The sequence below is a fragment of the Amycolatopsis iheyensis genome (assembly GCF_024703995.1).
In the GTDB taxonomy this organism is placed as follows: Bacteria; Actinomycetota; Actinomycetes; order Mycobacteriales; family Pseudonocardiaceae; genus Amycolatopsis; species Amycolatopsis iheyensis.
Map to the genome: position 1 here is coordinate 333205 of NZ_JAMXQV010000002.1, position 18289 is coordinate 351493.

General features: G+C 72.3%; 23 protein-coding genes. 15 read left to right on the forward strand and 8 right to left on the reverse strand.

Annotation, left to right across the window (positions count from 1 at the left end):
* Nucleotides 1-75: 75 nt before the first annotated feature.
* Entirely contained in the window at nt 76-924 is an 849-nt protein-coding gene (locus tag M8542_RS05255) for a DUF3626 domain-containing protein (protein WP_257918841.1), read from the forward strand.
* Here the strand turns inward: M8542_RS05255 and M8542_RS05260 are convergent.
* On the reverse strand, nt 901-1782 hold the full coding sequence (locus tag M8542_RS05260; protein ID WP_257918842.1) for a TIGR03620 family F420-dependent LLM class oxidoreductase: 882 nt from the start codon (nt 1780-1782) through the stop codon (nt 901-903). The two genes, M8542_RS05255 and M8542_RS05260, sit on opposite strands and share 24 nt — an antisense overlap.
* Nucleotides 1783-1849: 67 nt before the next feature.
* Complete coding sequence (locus M8542_RS05265; protein ID WP_257918843.1) at nt 1850-2188, reverse strand: ArsR/SmtB family transcription factor; 339 nt, start codon at nt 2186-2188, stop codon at nt 1850-1852.
* Nucleotides 2189-2234: 46 nt separating this feature from the next.
* On the opposite strand from M8542_RS05265, the gene M8542_RS05270 reads away from it, so the two are divergent.
* The 3 genes from M8542_RS05270 to M8542_RS05280 all read left to right on the forward strand — a co-directional run bounded on the left by M8542_RS05270 (nt 2235) and on the right by M8542_RS05280 (nt 4168).
* Nucleotides 2235-2573 (forward strand): hypothetical protein, encoded by a 339-nt coding sequence (locus M8542_RS05270; RefSeq protein ID WP_257918844.1) that lies wholly within the window; start codon nt 2235-2237, stop codon nt 2571-2573.
* Nucleotides 2570-3511, forward strand: a complete 942-nt coding sequence (locus tag M8542_RS05275) for an aldo/keto reductase (RefSeq protein WP_257918845.1) — start codon at nt 2570-2572, stop codon at nt 3509-3511. Before M8542_RS05270 ends, M8542_RS05275 begins: the two co-directional genes overlap by 4 nt.
* 63 nt (nt 3512-3574) lie before the next feature.
* Nucleotides 3575-4168, forward strand: a complete 594-nt coding sequence (locus M8542_RS05280; protein ID WP_372508494.1) for a hypothetical protein — start codon at nt 3575-3577, stop codon at nt 4166-4168.
* On the opposite strand, the gene M8542_RS05285 is transcribed toward M8542_RS05280, so the two are convergent.
* Nucleotides 4159-4677 (reverse strand): NUDIX domain-containing protein, encoded by a 519-nt coding sequence (locus M8542_RS05285; RefSeq protein WP_257918847.1) that lies wholly within the window; start codon nt 4675-4677, stop codon nt 4159-4161. The two genes, M8542_RS05280 and M8542_RS05285, sit on opposite strands and share 10 nt — an antisense overlap.
* Before the next feature lie 42 nt (nt 4678-4719).
* Between M8542_RS05285 and dop the strand changes: the two genes are divergently transcribed.
* The 4 genes from dop to prcA all read left to right on the forward strand — a co-directional run bounded on the left by dop (nt 4720) and on the right by prcA (nt 8338).
* Nucleotides 4720-6222 (forward strand): depupylase/deamidase Dop, encoded by a 1503-nt coding sequence (gene dop, locus M8542_RS05290; protein WP_257918848.1) that lies wholly within the window; start codon nt 4720-4722, stop codon nt 6220-6222.
* 86 nt (nt 6223-6308) lie between these two features.
* Nucleotides 6309-6503 (forward strand): ubiquitin-like protein Pup, encoded by a 195-nt coding sequence (locus M8542_RS05295; protein WP_013226725.1) that lies wholly within the window; start codon nt 6309-6311, stop codon nt 6501-6503.
* A 126-nt stretch (nt 6504-6629) separates the two neighbouring features.
* Complete coding sequence (gene prcB, locus M8542_RS05300; RefSeq protein WP_257918849.1) at nt 6630-7484, forward strand: proteasome subunit beta; 855 nt, start codon at nt 6630-6632, stop codon at nt 7482-7484.
* A gap of 53 nt (nt 7485-7537) precedes the next feature.
* Nucleotides 7538-8338 (forward strand): proteasome subunit alpha, encoded by an 801-nt coding sequence (gene prcA / locus M8542_RS05305; protein ID WP_257918850.1) that lies wholly within the window; start codon nt 7538-7540, stop codon nt 8336-8338.
* A 45-nt stretch (nt 8339-8383) separates the two neighbouring features.
* Here the strand turns inward: prcA and M8542_RS05310 are convergent, their stop codons facing one another.
* The 4 genes from M8542_RS05310 to M8542_RS05325 form a co-directional block, all read right to left on the reverse strand.
* Nucleotides 8384-8728: a hypothetical protein gene (locus M8542_RS05310; RefSeq protein WP_257918851.1), complete on the reverse strand. Its 345-nt coding sequence runs from the start codon at nt 8726-8728 to the stop codon at nt 8384-8386.
* Complete coding sequence (locus M8542_RS05315; protein WP_257918852.1) at nt 8692-9114, reverse strand: class I SAM-dependent methyltransferase; 423 nt, start codon at nt 9112-9114, stop codon at nt 8692-8694. The genes M8542_RS05310 and M8542_RS05315 overlap by 37 nt, the downstream gene beginning before the upstream one ends.
* Before the next feature lie 45 nt (nt 9115-9159).
* Nucleotides 9160-10326, reverse strand: a complete 1167-nt coding sequence (locus M8542_RS05320) for an alpha/beta hydrolase (protein ID WP_257918853.1) — start codon at nt 10324-10326, stop codon at nt 9160-9162.
* A gap of 103 nt (nt 10327-10429) precedes the next feature.
* Nucleotides 10430-11854 (reverse strand): bifunctional phosphatase PAP2/diacylglycerol kinase family protein, encoded by a 1425-nt coding sequence (locus tag M8542_RS05325; protein ID WP_372508495.1) that lies wholly within the window; start codon nt 11852-11854, stop codon nt 10430-10432.
* Between the two features lie 199 nt (nt 11855-12053).
* Between M8542_RS05325 and pafA the strand changes: the two genes are divergently transcribed.
* Together pafA and M8542_RS05335 are read left to right on the forward strand one after the other, a co-directional pair.
* Nucleotides 12054-13412 carry a Pup--protein ligase gene (gene pafA / locus M8542_RS05330; protein WP_257918855.1) on the forward strand — a complete coding sequence of 453 codons (1359 nt, stop codon included), beginning with the start codon at nt 12054-12056 and terminating at the stop codon, nt 13410-13412.
* A gap of 64 nt (nt 13413-13476) precedes the next feature.
* The gene (locus M8542_RS05335; protein WP_257918856.1) at nt 13477-14502 is read left to right on the forward strand and encodes a WD40/YVTN/BNR-like repeat-containing protein; all 1026 of its coding nucleotides are present in this window, start codon (nt 13477-13479) and stop codon (nt 14500-14502) included.
* Here the strand turns inward: M8542_RS05335 and M8542_RS05340 are convergent.
* A complete protein-coding gene (locus tag M8542_RS05340; protein WP_257918857.1) occupies nt 14499-15197 on the reverse strand; it encodes an SDR family oxidoreductase in 699 nt (232 codons plus the stop codon). The genes M8542_RS05335 and M8542_RS05340 overlap by 4 nt on opposite strands.
* Nucleotides 15198-15276: 79 nt before the next feature.
* Here M8542_RS05340 and M8542_RS05345 point away from each other — a divergent pair, with 79 nt between their 5' ends.
* From M8542_RS05345 to tatA, 5 genes are read left to right on the forward strand one after another with little or no spacing between them, the layout of a single operon-like run.
* Nucleotides 15277-15678 carry a winged helix-turn-helix transcriptional regulator gene (locus tag M8542_RS05345; RefSeq protein WP_257918858.1) on the forward strand — a complete coding sequence of 134 codons (402 nt, stop codon included), beginning with the start codon at nt 15277-15279 and terminating at the stop codon, nt 15676-15678.
* A 10-nt stretch (nt 15679-15688) separates the two neighbouring features.
* Nucleotides 15689-16672, forward strand: a complete 984-nt coding sequence (locus M8542_RS05350; protein WP_257918859.1) for a helix-turn-helix transcriptional regulator — start codon at nt 15689-15691, stop codon at nt 16670-16672.
* Nucleotides 16669-17649, forward strand: a complete 981-nt coding sequence (locus M8542_RS05355) for a helix-turn-helix transcriptional regulator (RefSeq protein ID WP_257918860.1) — start codon at nt 16669-16671, stop codon at nt 17647-17649. The genes M8542_RS05350 and M8542_RS05355 overlap by 4 nt, the downstream gene beginning before the upstream one ends.
* 9 nt (nt 17650-17658) lie before the next feature.
* Nucleotides 17659-17871 carry a bacteriophage holin gene (locus tag M8542_RS05360; protein WP_257918861.1) on the forward strand — a complete coding sequence of 71 codons (213 nt, stop codon included), beginning with the start codon at nt 17659-17661 and terminating at the stop codon, nt 17869-17871.
* 31 nt (nt 17872-17902) lie between these two features.
* Nucleotides 17903-18220, forward strand: a complete 318-nt coding sequence (gene tatA, locus M8542_RS05365) for a Sec-independent protein translocase subunit TatA (RefSeq protein ID WP_257918862.1) — start codon at nt 17903-17905, stop codon at nt 18218-18220.
* The last annotated feature ends 69 nt before the right edge of the window (nt 18221-18289 follow it).

An 18289-nucleotide genomic window follows, 5' to 3' on the forward strand; every position in this document is an offset into this window, starting at 1 on the left:
CGCCGGGCCAGCGGTTTTCGGACGTCTCGTTTCGTTTCGTATAACGACCTATACGCGCCGGGGTAGGCTGTCGCCATGGCGTGGGGGACGGAAGAGCCGTGGCGGCGCGCGCTCGCACACGTCGCGAACCGCGTGGCCGGGCCGCCGCTGCCGGAGGACCTGGCCGTCACGGTGCACTTCCACCCGGACCGGCTGGTGGGGGACGTGCCGCTGCTGCGCCACCTCGGCGCCGACGGCGTCTACCGCTCGCAGTTCGAGACCGGCACCGGCAACGGCGGGCTGACCGCCCACGCCGGCGGCGACCGCTGGCGCTGGGAGCACCGCATGTTCGGCGGCGTCTACGACGACCTGCCGCCCTCGGCCCGCCCCAAGTACGGCGCGCTGAACTACCGCCGGCGGCCGGCGGGGGCGTCCGTCCGGTTCGGCTCGTCGCACTTCAGGCTGAAGCGGGAAGTGCTGGCGCGGACCACGTTCTGCTACCCGGACAGCTTCGCCGAACCCGACGACTTCGGCACCGCCGAGCACTTCCCGTTGCTGCCGCTGGCCGAGGCGGACGCGGTGGACGAGCTCGACGACCACATCGAGGCCCACGTCCACGGCCCGCTCCGGCTCGCCACCGACGTCGAAGCCCTGGTGCTGGACCCGGCCTTCCGCGGCACCGACATCGAGGCGGCGGCCGCGGCGCTGCCCCTCCCGGTGTCCTGGCACCACGGCTTCCGGCTCCCGGTGACGACGCTGGCCGAGCACGCGGACTTCCGCGGTGCGGAGGTCGTGCGGGCCGGGTGCGAGATCGCCGAAGCCGGGTGGCTCGACGCCCGCGTCATCGGCGACGCCGTCCGCGCCGGCCGGCACGACCCCCAGGTGCTCAAGCGCGTGTGGCACTGCACCGCGCGGTTCGGGCTACGCGGGGACGTCGGCGGGTAGCAGCGCCTCGGTCAGGCGCCGCCAGTGCGGCATGGCCGAGGTGCCCGGCTTCGTGCCGATGACCTGGATTCCGACGTGGTCGGCGCCGGCGTCGAGGTGCTCGCGCAGCTTCGCGGTGACGGTGTCGAGGTCGCCCCAGAACACGAGGTCGTCGACGAGCCGGTCGCTGCCGCGGCCGCCGTCGATGTCCGCTTCGGTGTAGCCGAGGCAGCGGAACTTCGCGACGTTGTACTTCGAGGTCAGGTAGGTGTGCAGGTGGCCACGGGCGATCTCCCGCGCCTTGGTCGCGTCGGTTTCGAAGAGCACGGCGTGCTCGACGCCGAGGAACGGGCCTTCGCCGAGGATCTCGCGCGCCTGGGCCGTGTGCTCCGGGGTCACGTGGTAGGTGTGCGCTCCCGCCGAGCGGTCGCGGGCCAGCTCGAGCATCTTCGGGCCGTACGCGGCGAGCAGGCGCCGGATCGGCGTCCCGGATTCGGGGAAGGCGTCGAGGGCGTCGAGGTAGCCGGTCATCGCCCGCAGTGGCCGGGTGTCGCGCCGGCCGCCGCCGTAGCCGAGGCCCAGCAGGTGGCGGTCAGGGTAGGCCTCGGCGAGCAGCCGGGCGCCGTGGTGGGTCCACTGGGGCTCGCGCGACCAGATCTGCGCGATCCCGTTGACGACGACGAGGCGCTCGGTGGCCGCCAGCAGGAACCCGGCGTGCGTCAGGGCTTCCCGTCGCTCGCTTTCCGGGATCCAGATCGCCGGCCAGCCGAGTTCTTCCAGTTCCTGGACCGAATCCCGGATCAGGCCGGCCGGCTGGTCCTCGAAGTCGAACGTCCAGATCCCGTAGCGGCCCAGCCGCATCCCCATGACGGTGCTCATGCATCGAAGTATCGCAGATTTACGATATGAGTCAACCGGCCGGATCGCCGGCGGGGGAGGGGAGTGCTCAGAGAGAGCGGCCGAGCGTGGCGACGACCTCGGCGATCCGGGCTTCGTCGCGCTTGTAGTGCGTCCACTTGCCGACGCGGGTCGCGCGCACCAGGCCGGCACGCTGGAGCACTGCCATGTACGCCGACACGGTCGACTGCGCGAGCCCCAGCTTCTCCTGGATGTGGCTCACGCACACGCCGACCTCGTCCGGATCGGCGATCGCCCGCTCGACCGGGAAGTGCTTCGCCGGCTCCCGCAGCCACCCCAGCACCTGGAGCCGCACCGGGTTCGCGAGCGCCTTGAACACGTCGAGCAGCTGCTCGACGTCCGGCTCGGATTCCACGCGTGTCGTCATGCTGCCACCGAGTATATCGACGTATAACGCCCTATACTTCCGGGCTGTGACCGAAGAATCCCCGCGGCCCCGCGCGCCCATCACCGAAGCCGACGTCCTGGCCTGGCTGGAGACGACCGCCGCCGCCTTCCAGGCGGGGGAGGTGGGTGCCCAGGACCTCATCGACATCCTGGGGGAGCTCCGACGCGCGTCCGCCGCCTGTGCCGACGCCTCCGACTGGGCGCTGCTCGCGGCCCGCGAGGGTGGCGCGAGCCTCCGCCAGATCGCGCCGGTCTTCGGCAAGGGTTACGTCCGGGCGCCCGCCGCCCGTCTCGAGAAGCTCCACCGCCAGGCCCAGAACGCCGAGCAGTGGCTGGCCATCCTCCGGCACAAGCAGACCGCGTGAGCGGGCCCGTGGACCGCATCGCCCTCGGCCTGGCGGCGCTCGGCCGGCCCGCGTACATCAACCTGGGCCGCGACGGCGCGCTGCCGCCGGTGCGCGACGTGGCTTCGATGCGCGCGGCGACGTTCGAGGTGCTCGACGACGCGTACGCCGCGGGGGTCCGGCACGTCGACGTCGCCCGGTCCTACGGGCGCTCGGAGGAGTTCCTGGCCGGCTGGCTCGACGAGCGCGGGCACGCCGACGTCGAGGTGTCGAGCAAGTGGGGTTACGCCTACGTCGGGGACTGGCGGCTGGACGCCGAGGTGCACGAGGTGAAGGAGCACTCGGGCGCCCGGTTCGCCGCGCAGTGGGCGGAAACCCTTGCGCTGCTGGGGGAGCGGGTCGGTCTCTACCAGGTGCATTCGCTCACTGTGGACAGTCCACTGTTCACCGACGAGCCGTTGCTCGAGGCGCTGGCGGAGCTGTCGGTCAATGGTGTCGCGGTCGGGTTCTCGACGTCCGGGCCGGACCAGGCGGCCGCGATCGAGCGGGCGTTCGCGCTCGAGGTGGCCGGGCGCCCGGTGTTCTCCGCGGTGCAGTCGACGTGGAACGTCCTGGAGTCCTCGGCCGGGCGGGCGCTGGCGGTGGCCCACGCGGCCGGGAAGCGCGTGCTGGTCAAGGAAACCCTGGCCAACGGCCGGCTCGCGGTCGAGGCGCCGGCGGCGGTGCGGGACATCGCGGCGGCGCACGACGCCGGGCCGGACGCGGTCGCCGTGGCCGCGGTGCTGGCGCAGGAGTGGGTGGACCGCGCGGTCATCGGTCCGGCGAGCCGCGCGCAGCTGACGGCGAACCTGCGGGCCACCACTCTTTCCCTGGGCGCGGACGAGGAAGCCGCGCTCGCCGACCTGGCGGAAGACCCGGGGGAGTACTGGCGACACCGGTCCTCCCTGAAGTGGGACTGAGCGCTTGCACTACCCTTCGCTGGCACGAAACCGACGACAGGAGGCCGGGTGCGTCATCGTCAGGTGGTCGCCTTGGCGGCGGTCGCGCTGGTGGGCCTGACGGCCTGCGAAGGGCCCGATCCGAACAACCTCGAGACGTACTACGACGATCCGGCGCCGACGTCGGCGCCGGTCACGACCGAGGCGCCGGTGAGTCCGGCGAAGGCCGAACCGGTCACACCGCCGGAACCCGATCCCGGTCTGCTCGCGGAGCCCGCGCTGCTGTCCGATGCGGACGTCGCGGAGGAAGGTGTGCAGCCGGCCTCGAACGAGGTCGCGGGCTGCCTGGCGGACGGGCCGTCGGCGGGCAGCCGGACCGTGACCTGGCGCTATCCCAGCGGGTCGGCGCTGAGCCACCGCGTCGTGGTGTTCCCGGACCGCTCGGCCGCCCAGGCCGTGGCGGAGAACGAGTGCGCGGGCAAGACGGTGAGCGTCCCCGTCCAGCCCGGGGTCGAGCGGCAGCAGGCCTGGAGTGACGGCAAGACCTGCACGGTGCTGCTGGCCAAGGGGACGCTCGTGTCCGAGCTGACGGTCTCGGCGAGCACCGAGACGCGGGCCGTGGACGCCGCGAAGCGCCTTCTGCCGGCGATGACGGCGAAGCTGACGGCTCAGCCGTAGCGGCGAAACCATTCCTGGACGCCTTCGCGGCCGTCGGGGATGAACGGCAGCTCCGGCGCCGGGTCCTCGACCCAGGCACGCAGCTCTTCCAGCGGTAGCCAGCGGCCTTCGACGATCTCTTCGGCCTGGTGGTGGATCGGGCCGTCCCAGCGGACCTCGAAGGCGAAGTTGTGGCAGCGGTTGCGGCCGTCGTCGTACACCTTGGTGAACAGCGGGACCGGGTCCACCCCGTGGACGCCGAGCTCTTCGGCCAGTTCGCGGCGGGCGCATTCGGCCGGGGTCTCGCCGGCGGCGACCACGCCGCCGGCCCAGCAGTCCCAGGTCGAGGGGAAGACGTCCTTCACCGCGGTGCGGAGGTGCACGTAGACGGCGCTGCCGTCACCCGAACGGACCAGCACGACCCCGGCGGCGTGCCACAGCGCGTCTTCGCGGACGCGGGCGCGGGTGGTCGTGCCGACCACCGAGCCGGCCTGGTCATAGAGCGCAACGAGTTCGTCACTGCCTGGCATGGGTGCATCGTTCCACCATCACGACCCCGTAGGGTGGTGGACATGCGGCGGATCATGGGAACCGAAGTCGAGTACGGCATCTCCGTGCCGGGCGACGCGACGGCGAACCCGGTACTGACCTCGACCCAGGTCGTCCTGGCCTACGCGGCGGCGGCCGACATCCCGCGTGCCCGGCGGGCGCGGTGGGACTACGAGGTGGAATCGCCGTTGCGGGACGCGCGCGGCTTCGACCTCACCGGTCCCGGCGGGCCGGGGCACGACCCGGACGTCGAGGACCTGGGGGCGGCGAACGTCATCCTGACCAACGGCGCGCGGTTGTACGTCGACCACGCGCACCCGGAGTACTCGGCGCCCGAGGTGACGAACGCGCGCGACGCGGTCATCTGGGACAAGGCCGGCGAGCGGGTGATGGAGGAGGCCGCGCTGAAGGCGGCGTCCGTGCCCGGCCAGCCGCAGCTCCAGCTGTACAAGAACAACGTCGACGGCAAGGGCGCGAGCTACGGCACGCACGAGAACTACCTGTGCGCGCGCTCGACGCCGTTCACCGCGATCATCGCGGGGCTGACGCCGTTCTTCGTGTCGCGGCAGGTGGTGACCGGCTCGGGCCGGGTGGGGATCGGCCAGCAGAGCGAAGAGGCCGGGTTCCAGCTCTCGCAGCGCGCGGACTACATCGAGGTCGAGGTCGGCCTGGAGACCACGCTCAAGCGCGGGATCATCAACACCCGCGACGAGCCGCACGCCGACGCGGACAAGTACCGGCGGCTGCACGTCATCATCGGTGACGCGAACATGTCGGAGTACTCGACGTACCTGAAGGTCGGGACGACGGCGCTGGTGCTGGACCTGATCGAGTCCGGCATCCGCTTCGACGACCTGAAGCTGGACGAGCCGGTGAAGGCGGTCCACCAGATCAGCCACGACCCGACGCTGAAGACGCAGGTGGCGCTGGCGAACGGGAAGAAGTACACCGGGCTGGACCTGCAGTTCGCCTACCACGAGATCGCTTCGCAGAACCTGGAGCGCACGGGCGCGGACCAGGCGGCGAAGGAGGTCCTGCGGGTCTGGGGCGAGGTGCTGGACGCGCTGGCGCGCGACCCGGCGGAGTGCGCGGACCGGCTGGACTGGCCGGCGAAGCTGCGTCTGCTGGAGGGCTACCGGCAGCGGGACCAGCTGGCCTGGGGCGCGCCGCGGCTGCGCTTGGTCGACCTGCAGTACTCGGACGTGCGGCTGGCGAAGGGCCTGTACAACCGGCTGGTCACGCGCGGGTCGATGAAGCGGCTGGTGACCGAGGAAGAGGTGCTGGCCGCGGTGACGACGCCGCCGTCGGACACGCGGGCCTACTTCCGCGGCCGGGCGCTGGAGAAGTACGCGACCTCGATCGCGGCGGCTTCGTGGGATTCGGTCATCTTCGACGTGGGCAAGGAGTCCTTGGTGCGGATCCCGACCCTGGAGCCGTTGCGGGGGACGAAGGCGCACGTCGGCAAGCTGCTGGACGAGTCGGCGACGGCGGAGGACCTCGTGGAGGCGCTCACCGGTTCGGACTAGGCGTGACGCACCAGCGATCGCGGCGTTGCCCCGAATGTCGGGGCCGCTGGGTAGGCTAGGAAACATCAGCCACACCGGGAGGCGAGATGGCCCAGGAAAAGATCGAAAAGCACGGCGGTGGTGACTCCGACGAGGAGTTCGACGACACCGGCGCGGCGGGTCAGGAGCGGCGCGAAAAGCTCGGCGAGGACGTCGACACGATCCTCGACGAGATCGACGACGTGCTGGAGGAGAACGCCGAGGACTTCGTCCGGGCCTACGTGCAGAAGGGCGGCGAGTAGCCGCTCGGGGCTTCGCGCCCTTGCCGACCGTTCAGCCGGCGGCCCGGGCTCCGCGTGACGGGTCGCCGCACGCGGAGTTCCGGTCCCCACAAAACCGGCCCGCACAGATGGGATTTTTGAGCACGTATGGACAACACCAGGGGCATCTCGGGTCCCGCGCTGCCGGCCGCGTACTTCTCGTCGGCGACGTCGTCGTTTTCGGACTTCTTGCGGGTGCAGGCGCCGGAGCTGCTTCCGGAGCGGCGGGTGGCGGGTGGCGCGGCCGAGCTGGGCGTGCCGCACGGCACGACGATCGTGGCCTGCACGTTCGCCGGCGGTGTGCTGATCGCGGGTGACCGGCGGGCGACGTCGGGGAACCTGATCGCGAGCCGCGACATCGAGAAGGTGCACGTCACCGACGAGTATTCGGCGGTGGGCATCGCGGGCACGGCGGGGCTGGCCGTGGAGATGGTGCGGCTGTACGCGGTGGAGCTGGCGCACTACGAGAAGATCGAAGGCGTTTCGCTGTCGCTGGACGGCAAGACGAACAAGCTCGCCGGGATGGTCAAGGCGAACCTCGAGATGGCGATGGCCGGGCTGGCGGCGATCCCGTTGTTCGTGGGGTACGACCTGGAGGCCGAGGACGCCAAGCACGCCGGGCGGATCGTGTCGTACGACGCCGCGGGCGGGCGGTACGAGGAAAACGGCGGCTACGCGGGCATCGGCTCGGGTTCGCTGTTCGCGAAATCCGCGTTGAAGAAGCTGCACGACCCGGACGCCGACGTCGAGGGCGCGGTGCGCGTCGCGGTGGAGGCGCTCTACGACGCGGCCGACGACGACACCGCGTCGGGCGGGCCGGACCTGGTGCGGCGGATCTTCCCGAGCGTCGTGACGATCACCGCCGAGCGTGGGGCCGTCCAGCTGTCGGAGGCGGAGACCGCGGCCGTCGCGGAAGCCGTGGTGGCCGGGCGCATCGAGCGCCAGCAGAGCCGGCTCTCCTGACGCGGGGCTGAACCAGTGAACGTTGGAACACCGGAAGACCTGGAGCGCACACCGTGACGATGCCGTTGTATGCCTCTCCCGAGCAGCTGATGCGGGAGCGTTCCGAGCTGGCGCGCAAGGGCATCGCGCGCGGCCGGAGCGTGGTGGTGCTGAAGTACGCGGGCGGCGTGCTGTTCGTGGCGGAGAACCCGTCGGCGACGCTGCACAAGGTGTCCGAGATCTACGACCGGATCGGGTTCGCGGCGGTCGGGCGCTACAGCGAGTTCGAGAACCTGCGCGTGGCGGGCATCCGGCACGCGGATCTCAAGGGCTACCAGTACGACCGGCGTGACGTGAGCGCCCGGGCGCTGGCGAACGCCTACGCGGCGACGCTGGGCAGCATCTTCACCGAGCAGCTGAAGCCGTTCGAGGTCGAGGTCTGCGTGGCCGAGGTGGGGGTCAGCGCGGCGGAGGACCAGCTGTACCGCCTGACCTACGACGGCTCGATCTTCGACGAGCCGCAGTACATCGTGATGGGCGGCCAGAACGAGAAGATCGCGGCGAAGCTGAAGGAGACGTTCGAGGACGGCCTGGACCTCCAGGCGGCCCTCGGGGTGGCGGTGGCGGCGTTGCGGGCACCGAGCCAGCCGTCGGCGTCCTCGTCGGCTTCGTCCGCCGCGGGCACTTCGTCGTCGGGGAACGCTTCGGGCAACGGCAACGGTGAGGCCGACCCGATCAAGCTGGAGGTGGCGGTCCTGGACCGCGACCGCCCGCGCCGGTCGTTCCGCCGCCTGACGGGCACGGCGCTGGACGCGCTGCTGCCGGTGCCGGACCCGGCGGGCGAGGAGCCGGAGAGCAAGCCGGAAGGCGAGTAGGGATTTTCCGAAGGCGGGGGGCGCGGGTCGCGTCCCCCGCCTTCGTCATGCCGGCCGCCGGGCGAAGGCGAGCAGGTGCGCACTGGCGTGGAGGAGCAGCGGGTCTTGTTCGACGAGCCGCGCCGCCCGCACCGCGGCTTCGACGCGGTGGGGGAACTCCGGTAGGCCGGCTTCGTCCAGGGCGGGCCAGGAAGGTCCTTCGACCCCGAAGACGGCTGTGCCGGTGAAGCCCGCAGCGGTCGCTTCGTCGCGTAGCTCGGCCGCCGTGTGCCAGTGCGTGGCGACGAAGCCGACGTGACCGTCATACGCGCCGGTCTCGACGACCGCGCGGACCGGTTCGGCGCGCTCGGCCGTCAAGGTGCCCGCGGCGCCGGCCTCCAGCAAGGACAAGTAGCGGCTGATGCCCGCGGCCGCGAGGAGCCCGCCGCCGGTTCGACGAGGTGGTACAGCGGGCCCAGGAGCAGGACCACGTCCTGGCTCGCGTCGCCGGCGGCGAGGTCCCGGGCGTCCCCGGCTTCGGCCGTGACGCCGGGCAGGGCCGCCGCTTCGGCGACGTGGGCGGGCACGACGTCCACCAGGTGCACCCGATGGCCGTCGGTGGCCAGCCAGGCCGCGTGGACGCCGGTGCCGCCGCCGACGTCGAGGATCCGGGCGCGTTCGGGCAGGAACCGCCGCAGCAGTTCCCGGGTGCGCAGGAACTCCAGCCTGCCGTGCGGGGTGCGAGCCAGGCGGGCTTCTTCGGCGGGGCCGGTCGAGTAGTGCGTCACGAGGTCCATGTCCCAGGGTCTCGGACGCCTCAACCGGATTTCACGACCCGGATTTCACGACGTCGCCGGCGCCGCCCGGAAGTTCTGGTCGGCGAACGCCAGCAGGTAGGGCAGGGTCGCGCGGGCGGTGTGCCACGTGTGGTTGAACCCGCGCTCGGCGTGCACGACCGCTTCCTGCCCCCGCGCCCGCAGCGCGTCCGCGATCCGGTGGGCCGTCGTGACGTCGGTGGGCGCGCCCGTGCCCACCGCCAGCATCACCGAGATCGGCGCCGGGAAGCTCATCGTCGGCAGGTAGCGGCGTGGGGTGTTGGCGGCGATCGCTGCCCGGTTGCCGTTCAGCACGCCCACCGAGTCGTTGAGGTCGTCATACGGCAACGCGATCAGCAGGGTGGCGAACTCGTCGACGTGGTGCAGGCCGATGTTCAGCGCGCCGAAGCCGCCGCCGGACATGCCGCCCAGGGCTCGGTGGGCGCGGTCGGCCACCGTGCGGTAGTGCTGGTCGATCGCCGGGACCACCGTGCGGGCCAGGTACGTCTCCAGCTGCGGGCCGCCCGGGACGTCGAGGCATTCCCAGTCCGTCGCGGGGTTGCCTGCCGTGAGGTCGACGCTGACCACGATCATCGGCGCGATGACGCCGGCCTGCTGCAGGGCCAGCAGTGTGCCCGGCGCGTCGCCCGAGGTCAGCCAGTCGCGGGGGCCGCCGAACGGGTAGCCGTGGATCAGGTAGACGACCGGGTAGCGGCGGGCCGTGTCGGCCGCGTACCCCGGCGGCAGGACGACGTAGTTGCTGCCCGACGGGACGCCGTGGGCCGGGTCGGGCAGGTTCAGCACGTCGATGCGCTGGCCGGCGGCCGCCTTGCCCGCGCCGGCCTGGGGCGCACTCGGTGCTTCCTTGCCGTCGTCGAGCAGGCGGCCGGCCAGGTTGACCACCCCCGGGCCGCGCTGCAGCAGCCGGGCCAGGTCGTCGGACGTGCGCACGTACCCGACGTAGCTGTTCACCGCGGTGACCGCGGCGAGCAGCAGGAGGACGCCGAACGCGGTGAAGCCCCAGCGGCGCACCCGCCGCCGGTGCGCCAGAGCGATCACGACGGCGAGCACCGCCACCGCGGCCGAGGCGAAGGCCAGCCAGATCAGCGGCGACTCGAGCGGACCGAGGTCACGGGCGCGCGCGGTGATGTCGCCGGGCAGCACCGGATCGGTCGCCAGGCCGTGCCCATCCATCGAATCCCCGCTCGTCCCCTGGCCGCGGGCATGCTCGCCCGCATCTCGATCAAGACGCTAGCCAGGGGACGCTGTGGGTTCGTTGAGAAAACGTAAAGAGTTGTTAAAGGCGGTAGATGGTGAGCGCGCTGGGCCGGGACCGGAAGCGGAACCGGTTGCCCAGCGGCCCGACCTCGCCGTCGGTGGCGACCCGCCGGTGCCCGTCCAGCAGCTCGACGTCCAGCTCGGACACGTCCAGCTCCTGGTAGACGTGGCTGGCCGCCAGGGTCCGGGTGATCATCGCCAGCAGGAACCGGGCCCGCGAGTACGGCAGGTCGGCCCGCAGGTAACGGACGTCGAGCAGGCCGGTGTCGAGCGCCGGCCGCCGGCTGGGCGCGAAGCCCTTCGGCGCGTACGTGCCGTTGCCGACGAACAGCAGCCACACCTGGGTGCGCTTGCCGTTGAGCCGGACGGTGAGCGGCTTGGCGTGCCGCAGCGTGCGGGCCAGCGCGATCGCCGCCGAGGGCCACTTGGGGTGCTTCTCCTGCAGCTTTTCGCGCAGCCGCACCATCTCCGGGTACCCGCCGAGGCTCGCGGTGTTGACGAACCAGCGGTGGGCTTCGCCGTCGCCGCCTTCGACCTCGACCTCGCCCAGGTCGATGCCCACGGCGTTGCCGACCTCGGTCGCCGCGTCGGCGTCGGGCATCGAGCGGACGCCGACGTCGCGGGCGAAGTGGTTGAGCGTGCCGGCCGGGATCAGCGCCAGCGGCAGGCCGCGTTCGGCGGCGACCGACGCGACCGCGGCGACCGTCCCGTCACCGCCCGCGACGCCGAGCGCGCGGACCGTGCCCCGGCTGTCGATCTCGGCTTCGAGCTGGGCGTGCAGGTCCTGACCCGGGTCCGGGTTGATGATCTCGGCCTTCGGCCAGGCGTGCCGCGCGTCTTCGGTCGGGTCATGGCCGTCGACCCCGGAGTTCGGGTTGACCAGCACGAGCATGTCGTCGCCGTCGACCATCTCGGGGGCTTCCGCGTCGTGGGCGGTGCGGGCCGGGACGTCGTCGTGCAGGGGCCACCAGTGCCGCGTCGCCAGGCCAACGCCGACGCCGATGCCCAGCCCGACGCCGACGTCCGAAGGCCAGTGCACACCCGTGTGGACGCGCGAGTAGGCGACGGCCAGCGCCACCGGGATCACCGCGAGCCCGGCCCGGGGCGACTCCATCGTGACCGCCGTCGCGAAGGCGGCCGCGGACGCCGAGTGTCCCGACGGGAACGACGAGGACGTCGGCCGTTTCCGCAGGCGGCGGTGCATCGGCACCTCTTCTTCGGCGGGACGGCGGCGCGGGAACAGCGGCTTGCCGATCAGGTTGGCCGCCGCGCTGGCCCCGGCGATGGCGACGACCCCGCGCAGTGCCCCGCGGCGGGTCGCGCCTTGCTGCGCGGCGAGCACCGCGGCCACGCCCCACCAGAGGCGGGACTTGTTCGCCGATCTGGAGAGCGCCATCAGCGCGTCGTCGGCTCTCGTGGCCGGGAGGGCGGCACTGCGGCGCATCAGGGCGCGGTCGGTGCGGCCCACCCGCCGGAAGGCCTGGATGAGCTGGTGTGTCAAGGAGTCGCCTTCCCCGTGTCGTCAAGAGCAGTGCTCCAATCGTGCCTGAATCGGGGAGTTTTCACCGTCTGTGGCAGACCGGGGGCGTGTCGACGCCCGAACGGCGCACCGTCGGAGGGGGTGCAGCGCCTACTCTGGGGGGATGCAGCGGCGGATCTTTGGCATCGAGACCGAGTTCGGGGTCACGTGCACCTTCCACGGACAGCGCAGGCTCTCGCCCGACGAGGTGGCGCGCTACCTCTTCCGGCGAGTCGTGTCCTGGGGACGCTCCTCCAACGTGTTCCTGTCGAACGGCTCCCGGCTCTACCTCGACGTCGGCTCGCACCCCGAGTACGCGACGGCCGAGTGCGACGACCTGGTCCAGCTCGTCACGCACGACAAGGCCGGGGAGCGGATCCTCGAGGACCTGCTCGTCGACGCGGAGCGGCGGCTGGCCGACGAGGGCATCGGCGGCGACATCTTCCTGTTCAAGAACAACACCGACTCGGCGGGCAACTCCTACGGCTGCCACGAGAACTACCTGGTGACCCGCGCGGGTGAGTTCTCCCGCATCGCCGACGTGCTCCTGCCGTTCCTGGTCACCCGGCAGCTCATCTGCGGCGCCGGCAAGGTGCTGCAGACCCCGCGGGGCGCGGTCTACTGCCTGTCCCAGCGGGCGGAACACATCTGGGAGGGCGTCTCCAGCGCGACCACCCGGTCCCGGCCGATCATCAACACCCGCGACGAGCCGCACGCCGACGCCGAGCGCTACCGGCGGCTGCACGTCATCGTCGGCGACTCGAACATGGCCGAGCCGACGACGATGCTCAAGGTCGGCACGGCGAACCTGGTGCTCGAGATGATCGAGGCCGGCGTCCAGTTCCGCGACTTCACCCTGGACAACCCGATCCGGGCGATCCGCGAGATCAGCCACGACCTCACCGGCCGCCGCCAGGTCCGGCTCGCCGGCGGGCGCGAGGCCTCGGCGCTCGACATCCAGCGCGAGTACCACGCCCGCGCGGTCCAGCACGTCAAGGACAACGGCACGACCCCGGCGAACGAGCGGGTCATCGAGCTGTGGGGCCGGGCCCTGGAGGCGGTCGAGCAGCAGGACTTCAGCAAGATCGACACCGAGATCGACTGGGCGATCAAGCACCGGCTGGTCGAGCGCTACCGGCACAAGCACGACCTGGACCTCTCCAGCCCGCGCATCGCGCAGCTCGACCTCGCCTACCACGACATCCGCCGCGGCCGGGGCATCTTCGACCTGCTCCAGCGCAAGGGCCTGGTCCGCCGGGTCACCGACGACGGCGAGATCGAGGCGGCCAAGGACACCCCGCCGCAGACGACCCGGGCGAAGCTGCGCGGCGACTTCATCGCCGCGGCCCAGGCCGCCGGGCGCGACTTCACCGTCGACTGGGTGCACCTGAAGCTCAACGACCAGGCCCAGCGCACCGTGCTGTGCAAGGACCCGTTCCGCTCGGTCGACGAGCGCGTGGAACGGCTGATCAGCTCGCTCTAGTCCGGCCCCGCCCGCCCGGTGTTCCCTACGAAAGTCGCCGGGCGGGTGCGGCAGGATCTCCCGCATGCGTGTCGTGCTGCTCGTGCTCGCCCTGCTGGTTGCGGTCGCGGTTCCGGCGTCGGCGGGAGAGCGCCTGGCTCAGTGGGACCTCAAGCCGACTGGCGTGACCGCGCAGTTCCGCGGCCTGTCCGCGGTCAGCTCGCGGGTGGCGTGGGTCAGCGGCACCCAGGGCACGGTTCTGCGCACCACCGACGGCGGGGCGAGCTGGCAGGCCGTCGGCCCGCCCGGCGCGGAGACGCTGGAACTGCGCGACATCGAGGCGTTCGACGCCGACCACGCCGTGACCCTCTCGATCGGCCCCGGCACCGACTCGCGCGTGTACCGGACCGAGGACGGCGGCCGGCACTGGCGCCAGACGTTCCAGAACACCGACGCGGCCGCGTTCTACGACTGCCTGGCGTTCTTCGACCCGTGGCGCGGCCTCGCGATGAGCGACCCGGTCGACGGGAAGTTCCGCGTCCAGGCCACCTTCGACGGCGGCCGCAGCTGGCGGCCGGTGCCCGACAGCGGCTTCCCGCCCGCCCTGCCCGGTGAGGCCGGCTTCGCGGCCAGCGGGCAGTGCATCACCACCTCGGGTCCGTTCGACGCCTGGCTCGCCACCGGCGGCGGCGCGACCGCCCGCGTCCTGCACTCCGGCGACGGCGGCCGGCACTGGAGCGCGTCGGCCACGCCGTTGCCGAGCAGCCCGTCGGCCGGCGTGTTCGCGGTCGCGTTCCGCACCCCGCACCAGGGCGTCGCCATCGGCGGTGACTACGCGAACCCGACGGCGCCCGGCCCGGCCGTCGCGCTGAGCCGGGACCGGGGCCGCACCTGGAGCACCCCGGGGCAGTACCCGGCCGGCTACCGCTCCGGGCTGGCCTGGCGCGGCGGCACGGTGCTCGCGGTCGGCCCCGGCGGCAGCGACCTCAGCCCGGACGGCGGCCGGCACTGGACGTCGTTCGACACCGGCAGCTTCGACTCCGTCGACTGCGCCGGCGCGGCGTGCTGGGCCAGCGGCGCGCAGGGCCGCGTCGCACGCCTGAGCCGCTAGAGCACCTGGCCGGTCGGGCGGACCATGATCTCGTTGACGTCCACCGAAGGCGGCTGCGAGAGGGCGTAGAGCACCGCGCGGGCGATGTCGTCGGCGTGCAGGTGGGGCTTCTTGCGCTGTTCGTCGGTGAGGATGTCGGTGTCGGTGATGCCGGGGTTGATCAGGGTGACGCGCACGCCGGTGCCGACGGCCTCCTCGCGGATCGCCCCGGCCATTCCGGTGACCGCCCACTTCGTCACCGAGTACAGGCTCGCGTTGCGGATGTAGCGGCCCGCGACCGAACCGGTGAGCAGCAGGTGCCCGCCCGACTCCCGCAGCGCGGGCAGCGCGGCGCGGGCGGTGAAGGCCGCGCCGAGGACGTTCGTGCGGACCATCTCCTCCCACGCCCGCGGGTCGGGGTCGTCGTCGCCGAAGAACGACGTGCCGACGCCGATCCCGGCGTTGGCGAAGGCCGCGTCGAGCCGGCCGAACCGCTCGACGGCCCGGTCGACGGCGCCGGAGATGCCCGGCCAGTCGCCGACGTCGGCGCCGAGCGCGAGGGCCCGGTCTTCGCCCAGCTCGGCGGCCAGCGCCGCGACGGAATCGGCCTTGCGGGCGACGAGGGCGACCTTGAACCCGGACGCGGCGGCGAGGCGCGCGGTGGCGGCGCCGAGGCCGCGGGAAGCACCGGTGACGAGGAGAACGCGATCATCCATGCCACCCAGGCTAGGCAGGATTCCCCACGCACGCGCGGGGAGCTACTCTCCAACGGGAAGCACGGCAGGGGAGGTGGTCATGGCGGAACCGGAGCCCTACGACGCCTATCTCGCCGCCTGCCCCACCCGGAAGCTCCTCGACGAGATCGCCGGCAAGTGGGTCAGCCTGATCCTCGTCGCGCTCGGTGACGGCCCGCGGCGCTACAGCGACCTTTCGCGACGCGTCGCCGGGGTCAGCCAGAAGATGCTCACCCAGACCCTGCGGGTACTGGAACGCGACGGCCTGATCCACCGCGAGGTGACCGCGGCGGTGCCCGTCCGCGTCGACTATTCCCTTACGCCACTGGGGGAAAGCCTGCGTGCGCTGATGGCCGGGGTGAAGGACTGGGCCGAGGCCAACTTCGACTCCGTCGACGCCGCGCGGGCCGATTACGACGCGCGCACCCCGGACCTCACGATCGGGCCGGGCGGCGCGGGCTAGGCTCTACCGGGTGTCCACCGCACGCGCCGAACGGCTGGTCAATCTGGTGCTGGCCCTCCTGTCCACCCGGCAGTACCTCACTGCCGAGCGGATTCGCGCCATCGTGCCCGGATACGGCGACGCGGCCAGCGACGAGGCCTACTTCCGGATGTTCGAGCGGGACAAGACCGAGCTGCGCGAGCTCGGCATCCCCCTGGAAACCGGCCGCAACTCCGCCTTCGACGCGATCGAGGGCTACCGCATCGCCCGCCGCGACTACGAGCTCGGCGAGATCGACCTCGCGCCCGACGAAGCCGCCGCGGTCGCGCTCGCCTCGCGGCTGTGGGACTCGCCGGAGCTGACCGGGCAGGCCCAGGGCGCGCTGGTGAAGCTGCGTGCCGCCGGCCTGGAGGTCGACGACCAGGCGCCGACCGTCGTCGAGCCGCGGGTGCGCGCCGAACCGGCGTTCGGGCCGCTGCTGGCCGCGGTGCAGAACGGCCAGGCCGTGCGCTTCGAGTACCGCCGCAGCGGCTCGCCGGAACGCATCATGCGCACCCTGGAGCCGTGGGGCGTGGTGTCGTGGCGGGCCCGCTGGTACGTCGTCGGGCACGACCGCGACCGCGGCGCCACCCGCTGCTTCCGCCTCTCCCGCGTCACCGGCCAGGTCCGCCCGGTCGGCAAGCCCGGCGCGGTCCAGCGGCCCGAAGGCGTCAACCTGCTCAAGCTCGTGTCGGTGACGGGGGAGTCCGAGCCGGCGCCGGTGACCACCGCCCGGCTGTGGGTCGCCGACGGCCGGGCCGCCGGTGTCCGCCGCCGCGGCACCGTCCTCGGCCGGTCCACGATCGACGGCGAAGAAGGCGACCTCGTCGAGATCGGCCTCTACTTCCCGGAGTCGGCGGCCGACTGGATCACCGCGCAGGGCCCGGACGTCGTCGTGCTCGAACCCGACGTGCTGGCCAAGACCGTCCAGGACCGGCTCGAAGCCGTCGTGGCCCGGCAGGGGAGCAGCCGGTGAGCGGGTCGACCGACCGGATGCCGAGACTGCTCGCGCTGGTGCCCTACCTGCTGGCGCGCCCGGGCGTCCGCGTCGACGACGCGGCGCACGACTTCGACGTCTCGCCCAAGCAGCTGCGCAAGGACCTCGAGCTGCTGTGGATGTGCGGGCTGCCCGGCTACGGGCCCGGCGACCTGATCGACCTGTCCTTCGAGGGCGACACGATCGTCGTCACCCACGACGCCGGGATGAGCCGCCCGCTGCGGCTCACCGGCGGCGAGGCGACCGCGCTGCTCGTCGCGCTGCGGGCGCTGGCCGAGACGCCGGGCGTGGTCGACGGCGACGCCGTCCGCCGCTCGATCGCCAAGATCGAATCCGCCGCCGGGCAGGCCCAGCCGGCCGGGGTGGTCGTCGGCGGCGGGGTGCGCGAGGGCAAGAAGACCGCGCGGACCCGGGCCGAGGTCGCCCAGGCCCTGCAGGACGGGCGGGCACTGCGGATCCGCTACTACACGGCGTCGAAGGACCAGGTCACCGAGCGCACGGTCGACCCGATGCGGCTGCTGATCGTCCAGGCGGTCGGCTACCTCGAGGCCTGGTGCCGCCGCGCCGAGGGCGTCCGGCTCTTCCGGCTCGACCGGATCGACGAGCTGACCGTGCTCGACGAGCCGTCGCGGCCACCCGCGCACGCCCACCCCACCGACATTTCCGATGGCGTCTTCCGGGAACGTCCCGACCAGCGGGAGGCCGTGCTGGTGCTCGACCCGGACGCACGCTGGGTAGCCGAGTACTACCCGTGCGAGGAGCTCGACGAGCTCGACGGCGGCCGGCTCCGGATCCGGATGCGCTACGCCGACCAGTCGTGGATGGTGCGGCTCGTGCTGGGGCTGGGCGGAGAAGCGCTGGTCGAGAGCCCGGCGGACCTCGCGGCCGACGTCGGCCGCCGAGCCGCCGACGCGGTGGCCCGAGCCCGTCACCTTCCGTCAACCTGCGACCACTAGGCTGAGCGCGTGCCGTATTTGCCCACCATCGTCCTCCTCGCCGCCGGGCTGGTGCTGCTCGCCATCTTGCTGGTGCGGACCACTCGGGTCTTGCGTGGTTTCCGGCAGACCGCAAGCATGGTGGCTACGAACACCCAGGACCGGGCGGGGTTGCTCCGCGCTCGGTCGGCCGCGCTGCGCGTCGCGTTCGCGCAGCGCCGCCGGAAGCCGGAAAACCAGTAACATCGCTACGAGACGCAGATAGGAGGCCATCTTGTTCGCCAACGGTTTGCAAGGATGGCATTTGATCATCCTGGTTCTTCTCGTCGTCCTGCTGTTCGGGGCCAAGCGGCTTCCCGACGCGGCCCGGTCGATCGGCAAGTCCATGAAGATCTTCAAGGCCGAGACCAAGGACCTCGCGGGGGAGAACAAGCCCGCCGCGGAAGACGCCGTGGACGCCGAGACGAAGCAGATCACGCCGAAGCCCGCCGCGGCGCCGGCCACCGACCAGCAGGTCGCGGACCTGCAGCGGCAGCTCGACGAGCTGAAGAAGCAGCAAGCGGCCGACCAGCCGCAGAAGAACGCCAGCTGAGCGGCTAGCTCGCACCCGGTCCCTGGTCCACGGAGCGCGCCGAGCCCGGCGCGCTCCGCCGGACACCGA

Coding starts and splice junctions, on each gene's coding strand:
- M8542_RS05340 (WP_257918857.1), bottom strand. CDS start 15,197: ATGGATGATCGCGTTCTCCTCGTCACCGGTGCTTCCCGCGGCCTCGGC.
- M8542_RS05345 (WP_257918858.1), top strand. CDS start 15,277: ATGGCGGAACCGGAGCCCTACGACGCCTATCTCGCCGCCTGCCCCACC.
- M8542_RS05260 (WP_257918842.1), bottom strand. CDS start 1,782: ATGAGCACCGTCATGGGGATGCGGCTGGGCCGCTACGGGATCTGGACG.
- M8542_RS05265 (WP_257918843.1), bottom strand. CDS start 2,188: ATGACGACACGCGTGGAATCCGAGCCGGACGTCGAGCAGCTGCTCGAC.
- M8542_RS05285 (WP_257918847.1), bottom strand. CDS start 4,677: ATGCCAGGCAGTGACGAACTCGTTGCGCTCTATGACCAGGCCGGCTCG.
- M8542_RS05325 (WP_372508495.1), bottom strand. CDS start 11,854: ATGCGCCGCAGTGCCGCCCTCCCGGCCACGAGAGCCGACGACGCGCTG.
- prcB (WP_257918849.1), top strand. CDS start 6,630: ATGGACAACACCAGGGGCATCTCGGGTCCCGCGCTGCCGGCCGCGTAC.
- M8542_RS05315 (WP_257918852.1), bottom strand. CDS start 9,114: ATGGACCTCGTGACGCACTACTCGACCGGCCCCGCCGAAGAAGCCCGC.
- M8542_RS05320 (WP_257918853.1), bottom strand. CDS start 10,326: ATGGATGGGCACGGCCTGGCGACCGATCCGGTGCTGCCCGGCGACATC.
- dop (WP_257918848.1), top strand. CDS start 4,720: ATGCGGCGGATCATGGGAACCGAAGTCGAGTACGGCATCTCCGTGCCG.
- M8542_RS05255 (WP_257918841.1), top strand. CDS start 76: ATGGCGTGGGGGACGGAAGAGCCGTGGCGGCGCGCGCTCGCACACGTC.
- M8542_RS05335 (WP_257918856.1), top strand. CDS start 13,477: ATGCGTGTCGTGCTGCTCGTGCTCGCCCTGCTGGTTGCGGTCGCGGTT.
- M8542_RS05295 (WP_013226725.1), top strand. CDS start 6,309: ATGGCCCAGGAAAAGATCGAAAAGCACGGCGGTGGTGACTCCGACGAG.
- pafA (WP_257918855.1), top strand. CDS start 12,054: ATGCAGCGGCGGATCTTTGGCATCGAGACCGAGTTCGGGGTCACGTGC.